Source organism: Phyllobacterium sp. OV277 (assembly GCF_900104355.1).
Taxonomy (GTDB): Bacteria; Pseudomonadota; Alphaproteobacteria; order Rhizobiales; family Rhizobiaceae; genus Phyllobacterium.
The window spans coordinates 17,372-36,356 of record NZ_FNIY01000010.1; the positions used below are offsets into that span (position 1 = coordinate 17,372).

The window sequence follows — 18,985 nt, forward strand, 5'->3', positions numbered from 1 at the left end:
ACGGGGCTGGCTGTCATGCCGGTTTCCTCAAGCAAAACGTTTGATGTCTAGGCTGGCGAGATAGGTCTGCGGGCTGTCTGGATCGAACACCTTGCCGTCGAAGAAGGTTTCCGGACCGCGTGATGTCGAAGCGGGAATATCCGCGGCGGCAACGCCGAGTTCCTTGGCAGCTTCACGCCAGATATCTTCGCGGTTCACCTTGCCGACCAGCGCGGTAATATCCGTATCCGGTGCAAATTTGCCCCAGCGGATATTCTCGGTCAGGAACCACTTTTCGTGGCTCTGGAACGGATAGGAGGTGTGGTCGCGCCAGAATTTCATCAGATGCGGACTGGCAGTCTCGACGCGGCCCCCGCCGAAATCATAATCGCCCTTCAATCGCCCGGCGATATCGGTTGTCGGCACGTTGAACCACGCACGCTTGCCAACGATGGCCGCCAGCTCATCCTTGTTGGCCATATCATCAGCCCATTGCTGGGCTTCCATGACAGCCATCAAAAGTGCCTTGGTGGCATTGGGGTTTTTCTCCACCCAGTCCGCGCGCATGGCGAAGGACTTTTCAGGATGCTTGGCCCATATCTCAGCGGTGTTGGCAGCGGTGTAGCCAATGCCCTGATTGACCAGCTGGGCGTTCCACGGCTCGCCAACACAGAAACAATCCATGGTGCCAACCTTCATATTGGCGACCATCTGGGGCGGTGGAACGACGATGGTTTCCACGTCCTTGTCAGGGTCGATGCCACCGGCTGCGAGCCAATAGCGGATCCACAGATCATGCGTGCCGCCGGGGAAAGTCATCGCAGCCTTGGCCGCATTGCCCTCCGCCTTCTTCTTGGCAAATGCTTCTTTCAGAACACCCGAGTTCACCCCGGCCTTCAAACCTGCATAGGCCGAGCCAACCGAAATACCCTGCGCATCGAGATTAAGCCGCGCGAGGATGACCATTGGCAGAGGCTGGTTGTTCTGGGTGACCTTGCCGGTGCTGATCAGGTAAGGCATCGGCGTCAGGATATGCGCGCCGTCAATGCCATTGCCTCCGGAACCAAGCACCAGATTATCGCGCGTCGTGCCCCACGAGGCCTGCTTGACCACCTCGACATCGGGCATACCGTGCTTGGCGAAAAAGCCCTTCTCCTTGGCCACGATCAGCGGGGAAGCGTCTGTCAGCGCAATGAAGCCGAGCGTCGCCTTGGTTGTCTCTGGCCCAGCGCTGGCCGCATAGGCACCTGAGGGAAGCGCGGCCTTGGCCGCTGCAAACAGCGCCATGGTGCCGCCTGCCCGCAAAAGCGTTCGTCTTGCTATGCCTGTCGACAGTGTCACTTTCATCACAATCCCCTTTGCAGCGCTGCTTTTCCGTGCAGCTTGAGCCATAAAAAAACGCCGCTGGATGAAGTGCATTCCCACTGTGAGGTGAATGAACTCGTCCAAGCGACGTCTGTGTCTTTGAAAGCATCTGATGGCGATGCTCGCGGTTCCTGTCTTCGTTGACGGAACGGTTTTATAAAAGCAATATGCGTGCCAGTTGATTAGAAAATTTATAAGATATTGTAATTATTGATATTTATATACATCCTTAGCATTTTCACATTCGGATCGGAAGCAGATGACCGCAGTCGAAATGTGCAGATGCACATGTGATTGCGCTTATTTATTGTGCAGAGCACAAATTTTGCGCATCAGACTTCGTCATCCCCTGCGACGCGTGTTTCAAGATTATGAACCTGAAAACCCTTGAGATATTCGGGGATGTTCTGTGGATCAAATATCGCCCCATCGATAAAACCATCCGCGCGATGCCCGCCTTCAACCCGCATGTCTTCAACCGGGATATCCGAACGCGGTCCGAGCGCATTGCGATAGAGATCAGGACGAAAAGCCGTCGCCACCTTCCCCTGTCTTTCCGGCGAATGCGCCACCTGCCCCCACCGGATCATCTGACTGAATATCCATTGTGCCTGACTGACCCAAGGGAAGTTCGCGGCGTTCCGGTGAAACGAGAAATAGTCAGGCACTGTTCGCTCGTGTCCATCGGGGTCGGTGGTGAAACGCCCAAGCAGCACCCGGTGCAGAATATCTTCCGATGTATCGATATAACGGGGCTCTGACAGAACCTGCGCAAGCTCGCGGCGATTATCAGGCACATCGCACCATGCCGCCGCACGGTCGAGAGCGACGATCAATCGCGCCAATGTTTCCGGGTTGCTGTCAGCCCATTCGGGTCGAACACCAATGACCTTTTCCGGGCTAGACGGCCAGATATCTTCCTTGACGGCGACAATTCTTCCGACTTCGCGGGCGACAGCCACCATATTCCACGGCGCACCAACGCAGAAACCATCGATGGCTCCAGCCGACAGGGCATCCGAGGTCATGGGCGGCGGCACGACCACCAGTTTGACGTCGCGATCCGGGTGAATGCCACCCGCCGCCAGCCAATAGCGCAGTTCATAATTATGCGATGAAAATGGATAGGTCGTGCCCAGCACCGGCAGCGGTTCACCCCGCACCTTGATATCGTCAATGACAAGTTTCAGGGCTTCGGCGTTGGCAAGCGCGCCCTCGTCACCGGTAAGATCCGCCAACGCCTGCATGCGGCGATAGAGATTAACTGAAAGGGTGATGGCATTGCCGCCTCGGCCAAGGGTGAACGGCGTAATGACAGGCGAAGGGTTCGATCCAAGATTCAAAGCAGATGCAACGGGCATGGGCGCAAGCATATGCGCGACGTCAAACTGCCGGAAGGCGAGCCGGTCCCGGATATTGGCCCAGGAAACATCCTTCACCAGTTCGAGCTGAATGCCTTCGCGCGCGGCAAACCCGAATTCCGCAGCCGCAATGAGAACAGACGCATCGACAAGCGGAATGAAACCGGCCCTGACCACGCGGACGCCTTCACTGCGCATCGCCGATGGCGCCGCCAATCCACCGCCCATGCTCTGGCCATTGTTCGTCCCGATAAAACTCACGGCCGACCTCTCTTCCTAGCTTCCGAGCATGGCTGCCGCCATGACCACGCTTTGTGCGATATCGGAAAGCTTCTTCTTCTCGTTCATGGCTGTCTGCCGCAGCAGCGAATAAGCCTCTTCTTCAGATATTTTGCGCGATTTCATCAAAATACCCTTGGCGCGCTCAATGATCTTGCGTTCTTCCAGCGCCGTTTTTGCCTCGGCCAGCTCCTGCTGCAGACGGCTGAATGCTTTAAAACGGCTCACCGCCATATCGAGAATGGGTTTGACACGTTCTTTCTTCAGACCATCAACCACGTAAGCGGAAACACCGGCATCCACCGCAGCCTCGATTGAGGAACTGTCGGAACTATCGACAAACATGGCAATCGGTTTGCGCACGGAGCGGCTAAGCTGAAAAAGATGCTCCAGCATATCCCGATTGGGTGTCTCGATATCGATGACGATGACATCGGGCTGAATCTGCTCGATCTGACGCGCAAGACCGGCAATATCATGCAAAACCACCACGCGGTCATGGCCCGCCTCCCGCAATCCCTCTTCAATAATTGAAGCGCGGATACGGTTTTCGTCAAAGACCATGATCGATAGCGAAGCGGACATGCCTTAATTTTGCGCATGCACTCAAATTGTGCAATGCTACATTAAGACACAGAGCCAAAAGTAGAAGGTAAAGGCCGTTTCGGTTGCGAAACGGCCTTCTATTATCAAGCTTTGAAAGCCGTTCTCGGCAGTTCGGACAGGACTTCCGCCCTGTTGCCACGGATGATCACGATCTCTTCCAGCCGGAGGCCAAATTTGCCACTGAGATAAATGCCCGGTTCAATGGAGAATACGTGCCCATCTTCGAGAATGGCTTCGGAGGTTGCGGTGATGTAGGGCGGCTCGTGGATATCGATGCCCATGCCATGGCCGGTACGGTGCAGGAAGAATTCGCCGTAACCCGCCTCGGTGATCACATCGCGCGCTGCCTTGTCGACTTCCCTGGCGGCAACGCCGGGTTTGGCCGCAGCAATGGCCGCCTCGACCGCACGATCAAGCACCGCATGCACCTTATCGAAATCCTCTGGCGTTTCGCCGCAGACGGCAACGCGGGTCATATCGCTGGGATAGCCATCACTGCGCCCGCCAATATCGATCAGCACAGCTTCATTGGCTTTCAACTTGCGCTCGCCGGTATGGTGGTGAGGGAATGCACCATTCTCACCAAAGCAGACGCTGGTGAACTCAGGCTTTGCATTGTTGGCCTTGTAGAAATCTCTGACCACGCCAGCGATTTCCTGCTCGGTAACACCCGGTTTCAATGCAGCAAAAGCCGCACGCATCGCCCCATCATTGATAAGGGCGTTGGCCTTGAGAGCCGCATACTCAGCCTCATCCTTGCGGGCGCGCAGATAGCCGACCGTATCATTGAGGAAAGTGCGCTTGGCACCCGGCAATACATCGATGACGAGCAGCGCAAAATCTGCACGCATCGTTTCATCAAGGGCAATCTTGATACCGGGCTTCGACGCACCCGCATCTTTCAGCAGTGCGGCAAGCGCCGCATCGGGACCTTCACCGTCGGTCCATGGATAGAATGGCAGATCCGTATGCTGACGCGAACTGTCCGCATTGAGCGCAGGCATCAGCAGCCCGGCATGGTCTTTGCTGACAATCAGCAACACTGGCCGCTCATCACCATGGGGCGAAAGCCCGGCAAGCCAGACCATATGTGAGGAAGGACCGACCACGACAAGATCGGTTCCGGTTTCAGCCATGCGTTCGCGCAGGCGCGTCATCCGAAGTTCAGACATTTTTCTATTCCCGTTGATATGGACGTTGGATATGAGCCGCCCGGCAATCCGGGCGACCCTGAAACCGTTTTGCTTAGTTTTTCTTCACGAGGCGGTAGAAGACGAAATCCGAAGTTGCGCCGTTGACATAACCCGTCACATTCTTGGCGAGCGCTACCTGTGTCGCCGCCTGGAACATCACAATAATCGGTGATTTCTCCTGCACTTTTTTCTGCAGATCAACATACATCTGGTTACGCTTGGTTTGGTCGGCTTCGGCGCGGGCTGCCTTGGTTTCAGCATTGAGTTCAGCCGGTACGGCCCAGCCATTGCGCCATGTGGTTGTCGACTGGTAATTGCCGTCGGAATTATCCTCGTTGAAGGCAAATGCCTTGGCGTTTGAATCAGGGTCCATGAAGTCAGGGCCCCAATAGAGCAGCATGGCCTCATGGGTACGGGCACGGTACTTCGTGATGACCTGACTGCCCGTGCCGGGAATGATGTTGAAGTTGATCCCGGCTTCGGCAAAACCCGCCTGCAACGACTGCGCCATATCGGTGAATGGCGTTGAATTGATCACATCAAGCGTGACATTAACAGGGGTTTTCACACCGGCATCGGCAAGGATTTTCTTCGCCTTGGCAGGATCATAGGTATAGGGCGTATCATCCAGTGAGCCCGGGAAACCGGCTGGCCAGAATGCCTGATGCACCTGCATCTGTCCCTTGAGGAACGAGTCAGTCATGCCCTTGTAATTGACGAGATAGCGCGCCGCCTCCCAAATCGCCGGGTTGGTCAGCGCCTCATCCTTCTGGTTCAAGCTGAGAAAATGCACGGCCGCCTGCGGATAGGTCTCGACATTCACTGTGCCCTTGGTGGAAAGGCTGGCGACCTGATCCGGTGTCAGGTTCTTGGCAATGTCCACATCACCAGACTCAAGCAGCAATTGCTGGGTCGCAGCTTCGGCCACATGGCGGATAATGACCGACTTCATTGCCGGTGCACCCGCGAAATAATTAGGATTGCCTGTAAGGTTGATGATCTCCGCCGGACGGAATGCTTTGAGGACAAACGGGCCGGTTCCGGCGGAATTGGACTTGAGCCACGTATTGCCCATATCGCCATTGGCTTCGTTGGCCTTAACCGTCACCGCGTCGATGACAGAGGCAGGACGCGCAGCAAGAACGTTGAGCACAAAGGCCGAAGAGAAATCGCCATCATATTTAACGACAACCGTGTTGCCGGATGCGGTGACCATCTTGTCGAAATTATCAGCAGTCCAGCCCAGCTGGGCAAGTATGAAAGCCGGGGCCTTGTTCAGTGCAATAACGCGCTTCCAGGAATAGACTACATCATCAGCCCGTAGCGGATTGCCCGAGGTGAATTTTACGCCGTCGCGCAGGGTAAAGGTGATGGTCTTGGCGGCATCATCCACCTTCCACTCCGTCGCCAGACCCGGTGCCAGCGTCTTTACGTCAGGCGCATCATATTGCACCAGACGGTCATAGGTCTGGGTTACATATTCGCCCGAGGTGAACTCATAGGCTTCAGCCGGATCGATACTGACGATATCGTCGATATTCTGGGCCACAACCAATGCATTTCCGGGGGTTGCCGCATGGGCGGTAAGCGGCGCAGATGCGGATATAATGGAAGCGGCAAACAGTGCCGCCTTGAACAGTTTCATTCTTCATTCTCCTCTGGATTGTTATTGTTATTGGGTTGTTTTTGTTGAAGCGGTCTAAAGGCGGGTCCGGAATATGGGCAATGTCCCTGTCCAGAGAACCCGCGCCGTCTTGTCCGTATCATTCCACCACGCATGGGGCCGGTTGCCGCGAAAATGCAGGCTGTCACCGGTCGAGAGCACCACTTCTTCATCGTCAAGCTGATGGGTAATGACACCTTCAAGCACATAGAGGATTTCTTCGCCCTCATGGCTGACCGTTTCGGAGCGGTAACCCGCCGGTATATGCATGATGACAGATGAAAGAATGTTCCCGGCAAAATCCGTAGCGATCTGCTCGTAAACAATGGAGGAACCGTCGACCGAATATTTCTGCCGCTCGCCCTGGCGTGTCAGCGCGTCTTCCACGTTCGGGGTGGCAATAAAATAATCCATCCCGACATCGAGGCTGCGCGAAATCTGCGCGAGCGTTCCCAGCGACGGTGTGGCATGATCCCGTTCAACCTGACTGAGATATCCGACTGAGATGCCTGCGGCATCGCAGATTTCCTGCAATGTCAGCTGCAATTGACGCCGCCGTGCGCGGATCATAGCCCCGATCTTGGGCTGTTTGTCTGTGTTGCGGACCTCGGATGACATGGGCGATTCCACTCTTAGTAAAATTTCTTTGATCTAAGCAAAAATTTTTGTATGGTCCAAGCAGAATCTTCGGCAGGCTCAGGCAAAATGCATCCGCACCCCTGAATTTTAGACCGGGATCGACGGGAACAGTCGACACGAATGGGCCAACCCAGGTGTCAAGAATGGGAAGGCACAGGATTTGGCATTCGAATCCGAAACATTGGCAGGTATTGCCACCAAGGCGGCCAAGCGGCCGGGCTTTCGCAAGAGCCGGAGTGCGCGCCTGATCTTCGGGCTGGGGGGCTTTGTCATCTCCGTGCTCATCACCTTTCTCGGACTGTTGGCCATCACCTTCTTCATTGGCCGTGTTGTCCCCATTGATCCGGTTCTGGCTGTGGTTGGCGACCGCGCGCCGCGCGCAGTCTATGAAGCGGCGCGGATACAGATGGGGTTCGACCAACCAGCCCTCGTACAATTCTTCCATTATGTCGGCTCGGTGCTTCGGGGCGATCTCGGTACATCCGTATCAACGGGCAAACCCGTTCTGGACGATCTGAAGCGCGTCTTTCCGGCAACGCTCGAAATGGCCACACTTGGCATCATCATCGGTGTGCTGCTCGGCGTTCCCATGGGGGTCTATGCCGCCAGCCGCCGGGGCAGTCTGGTTGATCAGACCATCCGCGTGGTCGGACTGCTGGGCTATGCGGTTCCCGCCTTCTGGCTTGGCCTCGTTGGACTTGCAGTTTTCTATGCCCGCCTGAAATGGGTCGCAGGTCCCGGCCGCCTCGATATTTTCTATGACGGGTTGGTCGATCCGGTCACGGGTATTGTGCTGATCGACAGCCTGCTGGCAGGTGAAACCGAGATTTTCGTCAATGCGCTCTGGCATCTCGCCCTTCCCGCATCAGTGCTTGGTTTCTTCAGCCTTGCCTATATCGCGCGCATGACGCGCTCCTTCATGCTTGACCAGCTGTCACAGGAATATGTGACCACTGCACGCGTCAAAGGCGTATCGGAACGGCTTGTCATCTGGCGCCATGCATTCCGGCCTATTCTGGTTCCGCTGATCACCGTCATCGGCCTTTCCTATGCTGCATTGCTGGAAGGTTCCGTCATGATCGAGACAATCTTTTCCTGGCCGGGTATCGGCAATTATCTGACCGTGGCGCTGCTCAATGCGGATATGTCCGCCGTGCTTGGCGCAACGCTCGTTATCGGTGCGGTATTCATTGGCATCAACAAGATTTCCGACGTGCTCTATCGCGTCCTTGATCCCCGCGCGCGTTAGGAGGCATCGATGGCAAATGTACATAGCTGGCTGATCGACGATAGCCCCGCTTCGCGGATGCAGGCCCGTCTCGGCCGCCTTTACCGGATATGCGGTGCGCTCTCGCGCAATCCACTGGCGGCTGTCGGTGCAATCATCATTCTGGTGCTGATCCTCACGGCAATATTCGCGCCGCTGATCGCAACCCATGATCCGCTGAAACAGGATCTGGCGCAGCGCCTGTTACCGCCAGGTGGTATCAACTGGATGGGCACGGACGAACTTGGCCGGGATATCTGGTCGCGTGTTGTCTATGGTGCGCGCATCACACTGGTCATTGTTGTGCTGGTAGCGGTGCTTGCCGCGCCCGCCGGGCTGATTATCGGGGCAGTCGCCGGATATTTCGGCGGCTGGATTGATCGCGTTCTGATGGGCATCACCGATATTTTCCTCTCCATGCCCAAACTCATTTTAGCTTTGGCACTGGTGGCGGCACTTGGACCCGGCATCGAAAACGCCATTATTGCCATCGCCATCACGTCGTGGCCCGGCTATGCCCGCATTGCCCGGGCGGAAACGCTGACCTTCAAGAACTCGGAATTCATCGCCGCCATTCGCCTGCAAGGTGCTTCCTCGCTGCGGGTTATTCTCGGCCATGTGCTGCCGCTATGTACCTCGTCAATGATCGTGCGCGTCACGCTTGATATGGCCGGTATCATCCTGACCGCCGCAGGCCTTGGTTTCATCGGCCTTGGCGCGCAGCCTCCCCTGCCCGAATGGGGTGCAATGATTGCGCGTGGCCGCTCCTTCATTCTGGATCAGTGGTGGGTGGCGACCATGCCGGGCTTTGCCATCATCATTGTCAGCCTTGGCTTTTGCTTCCTCGGCGATGGTTTGCGCGATGTCCTTGATCCCAAGAGCGGAGAACAGCATTGAGTACGCCCCTGCTTGAGATCGACAATCTGCGCGTCACCTTTCCCACGCCCAAGGGTCCGATTGACGTGGTGCGCGGCATCTCCTTCACCCTTGGCCGTGAACGGCTTGGCATTGTTGGCGAAAGCGGGTCGGGCAAATCGATGACCGGCCGCGCCATCCTCAAACTCATCCGCGCACCCGGTAAGGTCAGTGCCGACACATTCCGCTTTGACGGTATCGATCTGAACAAGCAGTCGGAGAAGGCAATGCGCAGTATTCGCGGCGCGCGCATCTCCATGGTGATGCAGGACCCGAAATTCTCGCTCAACCCTGTTATGACTGTCGGCGAGCAGATTGCCGAAGCGCTGCAAACCCACAAACGCCTGCCACGCCGGGAAACCCAACAGCGCGTGCTTTCCATGCTGGAGGCTGTGCGCATCGCCGATCCGGAACGTGTCGCCACGCTCTATCCGCATGAAATATCCGGCGGCATGGGTCAGCGCGTGATGATCGCCATGATGCTGATCCCCGAACCCGATCTGCTGATTGCCGATGAGCCCACCTCCGCGCTTGATGTTTCGGTGCAGGCGCAGGTGCTTGATATCATTGATGAACAGGTCAAGCGCAAGGGCATGGGGCTGATCTTCATCAGCCATGACCTCAACCTTGTTTCAAGCTATTGCGACCGCATTCTGGTTATGAATACCGGCAAAATCGTTGAGGAATGCAAGGCAGGAGAGCTACGCAACGCCACACATCCCTATACGCGCGGGCTGATTGCGGCCATTCCCCGGCTGGACGAAACCCGCGACGAGTTGCCCGTTCTCGACCGCAATGCATGGGCGGCCAAATGAGCGCACTCGTCTTGAACAATCTCGACATTTCCTATGGCGAGACACAGATCACCCACAGCATCAGCCTTGATATTGCTGAGGGTGAAAGCTTTGCTCTGGTCGGCGAAAGCGGCTCGGGTAAATCAACGGTTCTGAAAGCTGTTGCCGGGCTTGCGCCGCAATGGACGGGATCAATCACCGCCTTTGGCCAACCGCGCAGCCATGGCATTGATCAGCATTTCGCTAAGCATTGCCAGATGGTGTTTCAGGACCCCTATGGTTCCCTGCATCCGCGCAAGACGGTTGATGCCATCCTGAGCGAACCGCTGGCCGTTCACGGTATCGGCAGTCAGAACAGCCGTGTTGAGGATATTCTCGTAGCCGTCGGGCTCGACCGCAAATTCCGCTTCCGCTATCCCCACCAACTGTCTGGCGGCCAGCGCCAGCGTGTTGCCATAGCCCGCGCCCTGATGCTTGAACCCAAGCTATTGCTGCTGGATGAGCCGACCTCGGCGCTCGATGTTTCGGTGCAGGCGGAAATTCTCAATCTGCTCAAACGCTTGCGCCGCGAACAGAACCTCACCTTCCTCATGGTGACGCACAATCTGCCCGTCGTCTCGTTTCTCTGTGACCGGCTGGCTGTCATGCGCCATGGGCGGATTGTCGAAATAGCCGACGTGGCTGAACTCAAGCGCGGTGCGCTGAAAGAAACCTACTCGCGTGAACTGATGGAAATCAGCGTCGCACATACGGGTTGAAAAACGATCAAGGATCAGGAAATGACACAGGAAGACATAGCAACGGCTTTGGCCGAATTTGATGCTGATATCGCCAATGACACAAGCACCGACGGCCCATGGCAGGCATTGCAGGTGCTGTCGCAAAAGATCATCGGCGCCAAGCTGTTCACCATCATGACCGTCGACATGAAGAATGAACTGGCGCGCCGCGAATATACCTCGGATGCCAAGAGCTACCCGGTATCAGGCACCAAGCCGATCCATTATGACCGCTGGTTCGATACGGTACACAAGGAGCGCCAGTCCTTCGTTGCCAATACCATTGCCGACATTGCGACGGTGTTTTCAGATCATGAAACGATCTGGGCGCTCGGCTGCGGTTCAGTGATCAATATTCCCGTGGTCATTGCAGGCGAACTGCTCGGCACCGTCAATTGTCTCGACGTAGAGCATCACTATACGCCAGAACGTGTTGAGCTTTCCAAGCTTCTGGCACTACCCGCCAAGCTGGCGTTCCTTGCTGCCAGCAAGTCCGCGTAATGCCGCATAGTCCTGCTCGCTCTATGAGCGGGCAGGAATGACCGCGGTTGCCTCGATCTCAATCAACGCGCGATCCTCAAGCAGCGCAACAACCTGTACCAATGTCATTGCTGGAAAATGCCGTCCGAAAACCCGGCGATAGGCTTCGCCCAGCCGCTTCTGCTCGGCCACATAGGTCTTTTTGTCGGTGATGAACCAGGTCAGCCGCACAAGATCGGTCGTCTGCGCACCGGCGCTTGCAAGCACATCGACGATATTGCGCATCGCCTGTTCGGCCTGCTCGACGAAATCATCCGTCTCAAAAATCTGGTCCTTGGTCCAGCCGATCTGCCCCCCGACAAAGATGACTTTGCCTTCGGCTGCCATGCCGTTTGCATAACCCTTTGCCGCTGGCCAGCCCTGCGGATGTATGATCTCTGCCATTCCGGTTTCCTACCTGATTTCTTTCTGGAATACGTCCTGTGCCTGACGCTGCTACTGATATGCCTTGCGCAACTGGAAGCGCTGTATTTTTCCTGTCGCTGTCTTGGGCAGCGCATCGAGAAACTTGATGGAGCGTGGATATTTGTAGGGCGCTATGACCTGTTTGACATGGTCCTGCAAGCGTTTGATCGTTTCATCCGTCGCTGCCACATCGGCCCGCAGAACCACATGCGCCTGAACGATCTGGCCACGGGTTTCATCGGGCGCACCGATAACAGCGCATTCACTGACGTCAGGGTGTGCGAGCAGTGCCGCTTCCACTTCCGGCCCGGCAATATTGTAGCCAGCCGAGATGATCATATCGTCGGAGCGCGCGGCAAAGTGGAAATAACCGTCCTCGTCCTGAAAGAAGGAATCGCCGGTAAGATTCCAGCCATCGCGGACATAATTCTTCTGGCGCTTGTCGGCGAGATAGCGGCAACCGATCGGCCCGCGCACCGCAAGCCGGCCGATTTCGCCGTGCGGTACTTCTTTCATCCCCTCATCGACAATCACAGCCTGATATCCGCTGACGGGCTTGCCGGTTTTACCCGGACCTGAATCCTCCAGCCGGTTGCTGATGAAAATATGCAGCATTTCCGTTGCGCCGATGCCATCAAGCAGTGGCTTGCCGGTCTTCTGCATCCACGCTTCGTAGATGGGCGCTGGCAATGTCTCACCCGCCGAAACCGCGATACGCAGGGAAGACAAATCTGCACCCTCATTCATCGCCTGCAACATGACGCGGTAGGCGGTGGGTGCGGTAAAGCTGATCGTTGCCTTATAGGTCTCGATAATATCGATCATCTTTGGCGGCGTTGCCTGTTCCAAAAGGGTCGCCGCTGCGCCGAAGCGCAGGGGAAAAATCGCAAGACCACCAAGACCGAAGGTAAAGGCCAGCGGCGGCGAGCCGACAAAAATATCATCAGGGCGAACACCCAGCACTTCCTTGGCATAGCCATCGGCAATGATCAGAAGATCACGATGAAAATGCATGGTCGCCTTGGGTTCACCCGTGGTGCCTGAGGTGAAACCAAGCAGCGCAACATCATCGCGGCCGGTTTTCACAGCTTCGAAACGAACAGATTTGTCGAGTGCGATCCGGTCCAGTTCCGCCTCGTGATTGGCGGTTCCATCAAAGCCGACGACCTTTTTCAGAAACTTGCTGGATTTGGCACAGGTTTCCATGTCTTCAAGCAGGCGCGTATCGCACAGCGCCAAAGATATCTCAGCCTTATCGACGATCTGGGTAAGTTCCCCCACCCGCAGCATCGGCATCGTATTAACAACAACCGCACCAACCTTGGTTGCCGCCAGCCAGCAGGCAACCATAGCCGGGTTGTTGGCGGAGCGGATGAGAACGCGATTACCCGGCTCAACACCGTAATTTTCGACGAGCGCATGGGCGATGCGGTTGGTCCAGTCAGTCAATTCCTTATAGGTCCGGCGGCGGCCGTTGCCGATCAGCGCGGTATTGTCGCCGAAACCTTTGGCGACCATGGCATCGGTCAGTTCCACGGCGGCGTTCAGCCATTCCGGGTACTGGAAATTTTCCATCAGCAGCTCAGGCCATTCCTCCAATGGAGGAAGATTATCGCGGGTAAAGTGATCCGTATGCGCCGATGGTCCCAACATTCTCTTTATCCCCTTGCAAGTTCATGCCTTGCGATGATTATTTTTTGAACGTCCGACGCACCTTCATAGATGCGCAATGCCCTGATTTCCCGGTAAAGGCGCTCGACAACGCTGCCTTTGCGAACACCATCTCCACCGTGAATCTGAACCGCCTTGTCGATTACGCTTTGCGCGCGGTCGGTGGCATAAAGCTTGGCCATGGCGGCTTCCCGGCTGACCCGTTCGGCGCCGCTGTCCTTGAGCCACGCCGCCCGGTAGACGAGCAGCGCCGCCGCATCGATATCGACAGCCATATCGGCGATATGCCCCTGCACCATTTGGAGGTCGGACATCGGCGCACCGAACAGGTTACGACCATTGGCACGGCTTACCGCTTCATCCAGTGCACGGCGAGCAAAACCCAGCGCTGCCGCAGCAACAGTGGAGCGGAAAACATCAAGCACTGACATGGCAATGCGGAAGCCCTGACCCGGCGCGCCTACTAGCGCCGAGGCTGGTATGCGGCAATTGTCAAAGACAAGCCGCGCCAGCGGGTGCGGAGCGATCACTTCAAGGCGTTCGGCAATGATCAGCCCGGGCGTATCGGCAGGCACGATAAAGGCAGAGATGCCCTTGGCACCTTCGCCCTCGCCCGTGCGGGCAAACACCGTATAGACATCGGCGATCCCGCCATTGGAAATCCATGTCTTTTCGCCATTGAGCACAAAGCCGTCACCGTCACGCACTGCCGACAATTCCAGATTGGCCACATCGGAGCCGGACTGCGGCTCGCTGAGCGCGAAAGCCGAAAGTGCCTTGCCCGCGCGGGTTTTCGTCAGCCAGAATTGCTTTTGCGCATCGGTGCCAAACAGGGACAGCGCGCCAGTGCCAAGTCCCTGCATGGCAAAGGCGAAATCAGCAAGCCCATCATGCCGCGCCAGAGTCTCGCGAATGATGCACAGGCTGCGTACATCAAGCTTACTCGTGGCATCAGGATCAACCGCCGTATGCCTGAGCAACCCGGCTTCTCCGAGCTTTGCAACAAGACCTCGACAGGCGTCGTCGGTGTTCTCGTGATCGATATGGCCCGTATTGGCAACCGCCCATGCTTCCACCACATCGGCAAGCTGGCGATGCACATCCTCGAAAAACGGCCATGACAGAAAACTGCGATCAATCATCTCAATCGCCCTTGAAGACTGGGGTCTGATGCGCGACGAAGGCGTCATAGGCCCGCTGGAAATCCTGCGTCTGCATACAAAGCGCCTGCGCCTGCGCTTCCGCCTCGATGGCCTGATCGATGGACATGGACCATTCCTGATTGAGCATGGTCTTGGTCATCATATGGCCAAATGTCGGACCATCGGCGAGGCGTTTTGCCAGTTTGAAGGCCTCGTCATCCAGCGTTTGCGCATCAACAATCCGGTTATAAAAACCCCAGCGCTCGCCTTCCTCGGCGGACATGCTGCGTCCGGTGTAAAGCAGGTCGGCAGCCCGGCCCTGCCCGATAATGCGCGGCAGGATCGCACAGGCACCCATATCGCAGCCAGCAAGGCCAACACGGGTAAACAGAAACGCGGTTTTGGCAACGGGTGTCGCAAGGCGCAGGTCTGATGCCATGGCAATGATCGCCCCCGCACCCACGCAGACCCCATCGACAGCGGCGATAACAGGCTTGCCGCAATGCATGATCGCCTTGACCAGATCACCCGTCATCCGGGTGAACTCCAAAAGGCTTTTCATATCCATCTTCAAAAGCGGGCCGATAATATCGTGCACATCGCCGCCGGAGCAAAAATTGCCACCATTGGAGCCGAAAACCACCGCCTTGATGTCGTCCGCATAGACAAGCGCGCGAAAGCAGTCGCGCAGTTCCGCATAGCTGTCGAAGGTCAGTGGGTTCTTGCGCTCCGGGCGATCAAGCGAGATGATTGCAACGCCGTCGGTCACGCTCCATTTGAAATGGGTGGCCTTATAATTTGCCATCTCACGCATCGTGTTCCTCCCCGCTGTGCAAGCCCTGCGCATGTTCGATTGTATCCAGCGTTGCGAGAAGCCCGGCTGTCACATCTCCCGGAAGGCCGCCGAAAATCTCATTGATCCAGAGTTCATGCGCTGCCGCCATTTTGGCGAACTCATCTCTGCCGCGCTGCGTCAGCCGCACCAGCATGGCGCGTTTGTCGCCAGCAACGGGCACACGCAGCACCGCGCCATCCGAGACAAGCCGTTCGATAATGCCGGTGACATTGCCGTTTGAGACTCTCAACGCCGAAGAAAGCTCACTCATCTTCAGCCCTTCTTCGAACCGGTAGAGCGCGGCCATGACATCAAAGCGCGGCAAAGTTGTATCGAACTTGACCCGCAAGTTTTCGCGAACAACCGCTTCGACATGCTTGGTGGCTTTCAGCATTTTCAGCCAGACGCGCAGGCTCTGCTTCACCTGTTCAGGTTCTGTTTTGCGGGAGGCGGAAGGATTGTTCTTGCTGCTCATACTTCGCCTCCTGAAATGGATATGGCCTGTCCGGTGATCGAGCCTGAGTTTGGGCCGCATAGCCAAAGCACCGTCTGCGCAATCTCCTGCGGCTGGATCAGCCGCTTCTGCGGATTGGATGCGACAAGCGCGGCGACTGCCTCGCCGTGACTTTTGCCGGTCTTTTGCATGATGGTTTCGATGGACCGTTCCAGCATCGGCGTCTCGGTGAACCCCGGACAAACAGCGTTCACCGTAATATCGGTTTTTGCCAGTTCCAGCGCCAGTGACTGGACGAGCCCGATAACACCATGCTTGGCAGCGGCATAGGCGGCCACATAGGGATAGCCTTTCAAACCAGCCGTCGAGGCAATGGCAATCAGCCGCCCATTATTTTTCGCTGTCATGGCAGAAAGCGCATGCTGGAAGGTCAGGAAAACACCCGTCAGATTGAGATCAATCTGGCTTTGCCATGTCTTCAAATCCAGCTTCTGAAATGGTGTGCTTGTCGCCGAACCCGCATTGGCAATTGCAATATCGAGTGAACCCGTTTCGCTCTGGATACGATCAAACAGGAGCCGGGAGGATTCCTCGTCAGTTACGTCAACAGCGATAGGAATGATCAGTTTGGATTGCCCGGCAACCTCGTTAAGCGCTTCGATGCGGCGACCCGCTATCACAACCCGTGCGCCCTCACCTGCCAGTGCAAGCGCTATGGCTGCTCCCACGCCGGAACCGCCACCGGTAACCAACGCAATCTTACCTGCGAGCGACCGTTCCATTTACGCGCCCTCAATGGGAGCGATGACTTCGGCGCGCTCCGCCAGACGGTAGATTTGATCCCGGCCGGGATAATAGGGTTTTGGCCAGGTCACACCCTTGTCACCCAGCGTCACCGCCGCATGCAACGTCCAATAGGGATCAGCCAGATGCGGGCGGGCAAGACAGACAAGATCAGCACGTCCGGCGAGCAGGATGGAATTGGCATGATCAGGCTCGTAAATATTACCGACGGCCATGGTCGCCATACCCGTTTCGTTGCGGATACGGTCCGAAAACGGGGTCTGGAACATGCGGCCATAGACAGGCTTGGCATCGACTGAGGTCTGACCAGCCGAGACATCGCAAATATCGACACCGGCTTCCTGCAGCATCCGTGCGATCTCAACCGCATCTTGCGGTGTGATGCCTTTGTCACCCATCCAGTCATTGGCGGAAATGCGCATCGAAATGGGCTTTGCCGATGGCCAGACGAGGCGCACCGCCCGGAAAATCTCAAGCGGATAGCGCATGCGGTTTTCCAGCGAACCGCCATATTCATCCGTGCGATTATTCATCACCGGGGTTATGAACGACGAGAGCAAATAGCCATGCGCCGCATGGATTTCCAGCATGTCAAAACCGGCTCTGTCTGCCATCTCAGCCGAAGCCACGAACTGATCACGCACACGATCCATATCGGCGCGGGTCATTGCCGTTGGTGTCTGATTGTCGGGGGACCAAGATAAATCAGACGCGGAAAGCACCGGCCAGTTGCCCTCAGGCAAAGGCACATCCGTTCCTTCCCAGCCAAGACGGGTCGATCCCTTCGCACCGGAATGGCCAAGCTGACAACTGATCTTCGCTTCGGTTTCCGCATGGACAAAATCAACAATGCGCTTCCACGCCGCTTCATGCTCAGGCGTGTACATGCCGGTACAACCGGGGGTGATCCGCCCTTCCGGACTGATGCAGGTCATCTCGATAGTCACGAGGCCAGCACCGCCCTTGGCACGCTCGCCGTAATGCACGAGGTGCCAGTCGGTGGGCGTGCCGTCAACAGCCTTGTACTGCGCCATCGGCGAGACGACGATGCGGTTTGTCAGCGTCATATCGCGCAGCTTGAACGGTGCAAACATTGGCGCGCGGCGCGTTCCCTTTTTTGCGCCGGCCTTTTCCTGAAACCAGCCTTCCGCGCTTCCCAACCAGTTCCGGTCGCGCAGGCGCAAATTCTCGTGGCTGATACGCTGCGAGCGGGTCAGCAGTGAATAGTTGAACTGCACCGGATCAAGCTCGAAATAGCGCTCGACTTCCTCGAACCATTCAAGCGAATTGCGCGCCGCCGATTGCAGCCGCAGCACCTGCAAGCGCCGCTCGTCCTCATATTTGGCGAAGGCGTCTGCAATGGATTTTTCCGCATGGAGATAATTGGCGAGGGCAATCGCGCTTTCCAGCGCCAGTTTTGTGCCCGAACCAATGGAAAAATGCGCTGTAGCTGCCGCATCGCCCAGCAACACCACATTGTCAAACGACCATTTTTCACACAGAACACGCGGAAAACTGATCCATGCGGAGCCGCGAATGTGAGTGGCATTGGTCATCAATGCATGACCGCCGAGATATTTGGCGAAAATCCGCTCGCAGACCGCAATGGATTCCTGCTGGCTCATACTGCCAAAGCCGAACTTGTCCCATGTCTCCTGACTGCACTCGACAATGAATGTCGCCGTATCGCCGTCAAACTGATAGGCATGCGCCCAGACCCAGCCGTGCTCGGTTTCCTCGAAAATGAAGGTGAACGCGTTGTCGAATTTCTGGTGTGTGCCAAGCCAGACAAATTTGCATTTACGGGTATCAACTTCAGGCTTGAAATGTTCAGCAAAGACCGTGCGGGTGCGCGAATTCAAACCATCGGCAGCAACGACCAGATCATAAGTCTTCGCCAGCGCCGGTATATCATCAACGGGTGTTTCGAATTGCAGGTTTACGCCCAGTTCACGGGCGCGGTCCTGCAAAAGCATCAGCAGTTTCTTGCGCCCGATGCCGCAAAAGCCATGGCCGGTTGAAACGGTTTCGGTCTGCTTGAAGTGAACGGCGATATCATCCCAATAGGCAAAATGCGCGCGGATCGCATCAGCACTCACCGGATCGTTGGCCGCAAGGTTCGCCAATGTCTCGCTTGAAAGCACGACGCCCCAGCCGAACGTATCATCAGGCTTGTTGCGCTCGATCACGGTGATGTCGTGGCCGGGATTGCGCAGCTTCATGCTGATCGCGAAATAGAGACCGGCGGGTCCTCCTCCAAGGCAAGCGATCTTCATCAGGCATACTCCCGTTAA

At 56.6% G+C, this 18,985-nt stretch carries 18 protein-coding genes; 5 read left to right on the top strand and 13 right to left on the bottom strand.

The genetic code is table 11. The features are described from left to right. Positions 1 to 27: 27 nt before the first annotated feature. The 6 genes from BLU05_RS22075 to BLU05_RS22100 form a co-directional block, all read right to left on the bottom strand. Positions 28 to 1,326, bottom strand: a complete 1,299-nt coding sequence (locus tag BLU05_RS22075) for a CmpA/NrtA family ABC transporter substrate-binding protein (protein WP_091884941.1) — start codon at positions 1,324 to 1,326, stop codon at positions 28 to 30. Between the two features lie 350 nt (positions 1,327 to 1,676). Next, complete coding sequence (locus tag BLU05_RS22080) at positions 1,677 to 2,933, bottom strand: CmpA/NrtA family ABC transporter substrate-binding protein (protein WP_091885247.1); 1,257 nt, start codon at positions 2,931 to 2,933, stop codon at positions 1,677 to 1,679. Between the two features lie 48 nt (positions 2,934 to 2,981). Beyond that, positions 2,982 to 3,569, bottom strand: a complete 588-nt coding sequence (locus BLU05_RS22085) for an ANTAR domain-containing response regulator (protein ID WP_091884943.1) — start codon at positions 3,567 to 3,569, stop codon at positions 2,982 to 2,984. A 104-nt stretch (positions 3,570 to 3,673) separates the two neighbouring features. Next, positions 3,674 to 4,762, bottom strand: a complete 1,089-nt coding sequence (locus BLU05_RS22090) for a M24 family metallopeptidase (RefSeq protein ID WP_091884946.1) — start codon at positions 4,760 to 4,762, stop codon at positions 3,674 to 3,676. A 73-nt stretch (positions 4,763 to 4,835) separates the two neighbouring features. Further along, on the bottom strand, positions 4,836 to 6,428 hold the full coding sequence (locus BLU05_RS22095; protein ID WP_091884949.1) for an ABC transporter substrate-binding protein: 1,593 nt from the start codon (positions 6,426 to 6,428) through the stop codon (positions 4,836 to 4,838). Between the two features lie 54 nt (positions 6,429 to 6,482). Then, the gene (locus tag BLU05_RS22100) at positions 6,483 to 7,064 is read right to left on the bottom strand and encodes a helix-turn-helix domain-containing protein (protein ID WP_091884951.1); all 582 of its coding nucleotides are present in this window, start codon (positions 7,062 to 7,064) and stop codon (positions 6,483 to 6,485) included. Positions 7,065 to 7,329: 265 nt separating this feature from the next. Between BLU05_RS22100 and BLU05_RS22105 the strand changes: the two genes are divergently transcribed. From BLU05_RS22105 to BLU05_RS22125, 5 genes are read left to right on the top strand one after another with little or no spacing between them, the layout of a single operon-like run. Next, positions 7,330 to 8,334, top strand: coding sequence for an ABC transporter permease (locus tag BLU05_RS22105; RefSeq protein WP_348271772.1), 1,005 nt, complete (start codon positions 7,330 to 7,332; stop codon positions 8,332 to 8,334). 9 nt (positions 8,335 to 8,343) lie between these two features. Next, entirely contained in the window at positions 8,344 to 9,249 is a 906-nt protein-coding gene (locus tag BLU05_RS22110) for an ABC transporter permease (RefSeq protein WP_091884956.1), read from the top strand. After that, on the top strand, positions 9,246 to 10,082 hold the full coding sequence (locus tag BLU05_RS22115) for an ABC transporter ATP-binding protein (RefSeq protein ID WP_091884959.1): 837 nt from the start codon (positions 9,246 to 9,248) through the stop codon (positions 10,080 to 10,082). The genes BLU05_RS22110 and BLU05_RS22115 overlap by 4 nt, the downstream gene beginning before the upstream one ends. Next, entirely contained in the window at positions 10,079 to 10,819 is a 741-nt protein-coding gene (locus BLU05_RS22120; protein ID WP_091884962.1) for an ABC transporter ATP-binding protein, read from the top strand. Before BLU05_RS22115 ends, BLU05_RS22120 begins: the two co-directional genes overlap by 4 nt. 21 nt (positions 10,820 to 10,840) lie before the next feature. Then, on the top strand, positions 10,841 to 11,341 hold the full coding sequence (locus BLU05_RS22125; protein ID WP_091884964.1) for a GAF domain-containing protein: 501 nt from the start codon (positions 10,841 to 10,843) through the stop codon (positions 11,339 to 11,341). A gap of 21 nt (positions 11,342 to 11,362) precedes the next feature. Here BLU05_RS22125 and BLU05_RS22130 read toward each other — a convergent pair whose 3' ends face one another. The 7 genes from BLU05_RS22130 to BLU05_RS22160 are packed head-to-tail and all read right to left on the bottom strand — an operon-like array spanning position 11,363 to position 18,967. Next, a complete protein-coding gene (locus tag BLU05_RS22130; RefSeq protein ID WP_091884967.1) occupies positions 11,363 to 11,764 on the bottom strand; it encodes a RidA family protein in 402 nt (133 codons plus the stop codon). Positions 11,765 to 11,815: 51 nt separating this feature from the next. Beyond that, positions 11,816 to 13,438, bottom strand: a complete 1,623-nt coding sequence (locus tag BLU05_RS22135) for an AMP-binding protein (protein WP_091884970.1) — start codon at positions 13,436 to 13,438, stop codon at positions 11,816 to 11,818. Between the two features lie 5 nt (positions 13,439 to 13,443). Next, positions 13,444 to 14,598: an acyl-CoA dehydrogenase family protein gene (locus BLU05_RS22140; RefSeq protein WP_091884972.1), complete on the bottom strand. Its 1,155-nt coding sequence runs from the start codon at positions 14,596 to 14,598 to the stop codon at positions 13,444 to 13,446. A gap of 1 nt (position 14,599) precedes the next feature. Further along, positions 14,600 to 15,412: an enoyl-CoA hydratase family protein gene (locus BLU05_RS22145; RefSeq protein ID WP_091884975.1), complete on the bottom strand. Its 813-nt coding sequence runs from the start codon at positions 15,410 to 15,412 to the stop codon at positions 14,600 to 14,602. Next, entirely contained in the window at positions 15,405 to 15,908 is a 504-nt protein-coding gene (locus tag BLU05_RS22150; RefSeq protein ID WP_091884978.1) for a MarR family winged helix-turn-helix transcriptional regulator, read from the bottom strand. The genes BLU05_RS22145 and BLU05_RS22150 overlap by 8 nt, the downstream gene beginning before the upstream one ends. Continuing rightward, positions 15,905 to 16,669, bottom strand: coding sequence for an SDR family NAD(P)-dependent oxidoreductase (locus tag BLU05_RS22155; RefSeq protein WP_091884979.1), 765 nt, complete (start codon positions 16,667 to 16,669; stop codon positions 15,905 to 15,907). Before BLU05_RS22155 ends, BLU05_RS22150 begins: the two co-directional genes overlap by 4 nt. Further along, the gene (locus tag BLU05_RS22160; RefSeq protein WP_091884981.1) at positions 16,670 to 18,967 is read right to left on the bottom strand and encodes a bifunctional salicylyl-CoA 5-hydroxylase/oxidoreductase; all 2,298 of its coding nucleotides are present in this window, start codon (positions 18,965 to 18,967) and stop codon (positions 16,670 to 16,672) included. Between the last annotated feature and the right edge of the window lie 18 nt (positions 18,968 to 18,985).

What these genes read in the sequence shown, in the direction of transcription:
- BLU05_RS22075 (WP_091884941.1), bottom strand. Translation starts at nt 1,326, where the DNA reads ATGAAAGTGACACTGTCGACAGGCATAGCAAGACGAACGCTTTTGCGG.
- BLU05_RS22080 (WP_091885247.1), bottom strand. Translation starts at nt 2,933, where the DNA reads ATGGGCGGTGGATTGGCGGCGCCATCGGCGATGCGCAGTGAAGGCGTC.
- BLU05_RS22085 (WP_091884943.1), bottom strand. Translation starts at nt 3,569, where the DNA reads ATGTCCGCTTCGCTATCGATCATGGTCTTTGACGAAAACCGTATCCGC.
- BLU05_RS22090 (WP_091884946.1), bottom strand. Translation starts at nt 4,762, where the DNA reads ATGTCTGAACTTCGGATGACGCGCCTGCGCGAACGCATGGCTGAAACC.
- BLU05_RS22095 (WP_091884949.1), bottom strand. Translation starts at nt 6,428, where the DNA reads ATGAAACTGTTCAAGGCGGCACTGTTTGCCGCTTCCATTATATCCGCA.
- BLU05_RS22100 (WP_091884951.1), bottom strand. Translation starts at nt 7,064, where the DNA reads ATGTCATCCGAGGTCCGCAACACAGACAAACAGCCCAAGATCGGGGCT.
- BLU05_RS22110 (WP_091884956.1), top strand. Translation starts at nt 8,344, where the DNA reads ATGGCAAATGTACATAGCTGGCTGATCGACGATAGCCCCGCTTCGCGG.
- BLU05_RS22120 (WP_091884962.1), top strand. Translation starts at nt 10,079, where the DNA reads ATGAGCGCACTCGTCTTGAACAATCTCGACATTTCCTATGGCGAGACA.
- BLU05_RS22125 (WP_091884964.1), top strand. Translation starts at nt 10,841, where the DNA reads ATGACACAGGAAGACATAGCAACGGCTTTGGCCGAATTTGATGCTGAT.
- BLU05_RS22130 (WP_091884967.1), bottom strand. Translation starts at nt 11,764, where the DNA reads ATGGCAGAGATCATACATCCGCAGGGCTGGCCAGCGGCAAAGGGTTAT.
- BLU05_RS22135 (WP_091884970.1), bottom strand. Translation starts at nt 13,438, where the DNA reads ATGTTGGGACCATCGGCGCATACGGATCACTTTACCCGCGATAATCTT.
- BLU05_RS22140 (WP_091884972.1), bottom strand. Translation starts at nt 14,598, where the DNA reads ATGATTGATCGCAGTTTTCTGTCATGGCCGTTTTTCGAGGATGTGCAT.
- BLU05_RS22145 (WP_091884975.1), bottom strand. Translation starts at nt 15,412, where the DNA reads ATGCGTGAGATGGCAAATTATAAGGCCACCCATTTCAAATGGAGCGTG.
- BLU05_RS22150 (WP_091884978.1), bottom strand. Translation starts at nt 15,908, where the DNA reads ATGAGCAGCAAGAACAATCCTTCCGCCTCCCGCAAAACAGAACCTGAA.
- BLU05_RS22155 (WP_091884979.1), bottom strand. Translation starts at nt 16,669, where the DNA reads ATGGAACGGTCGCTCGCAGGTAAGATTGCGTTGGTTACCGGTGGCGGT.
- BLU05_RS22160 (WP_091884981.1), bottom strand. Translation starts at nt 18,967, where the DNA reads ATGAAGATCGCTTGCCTTGGAGGAGGACCCGCCGGTCTCTATTTCGCG.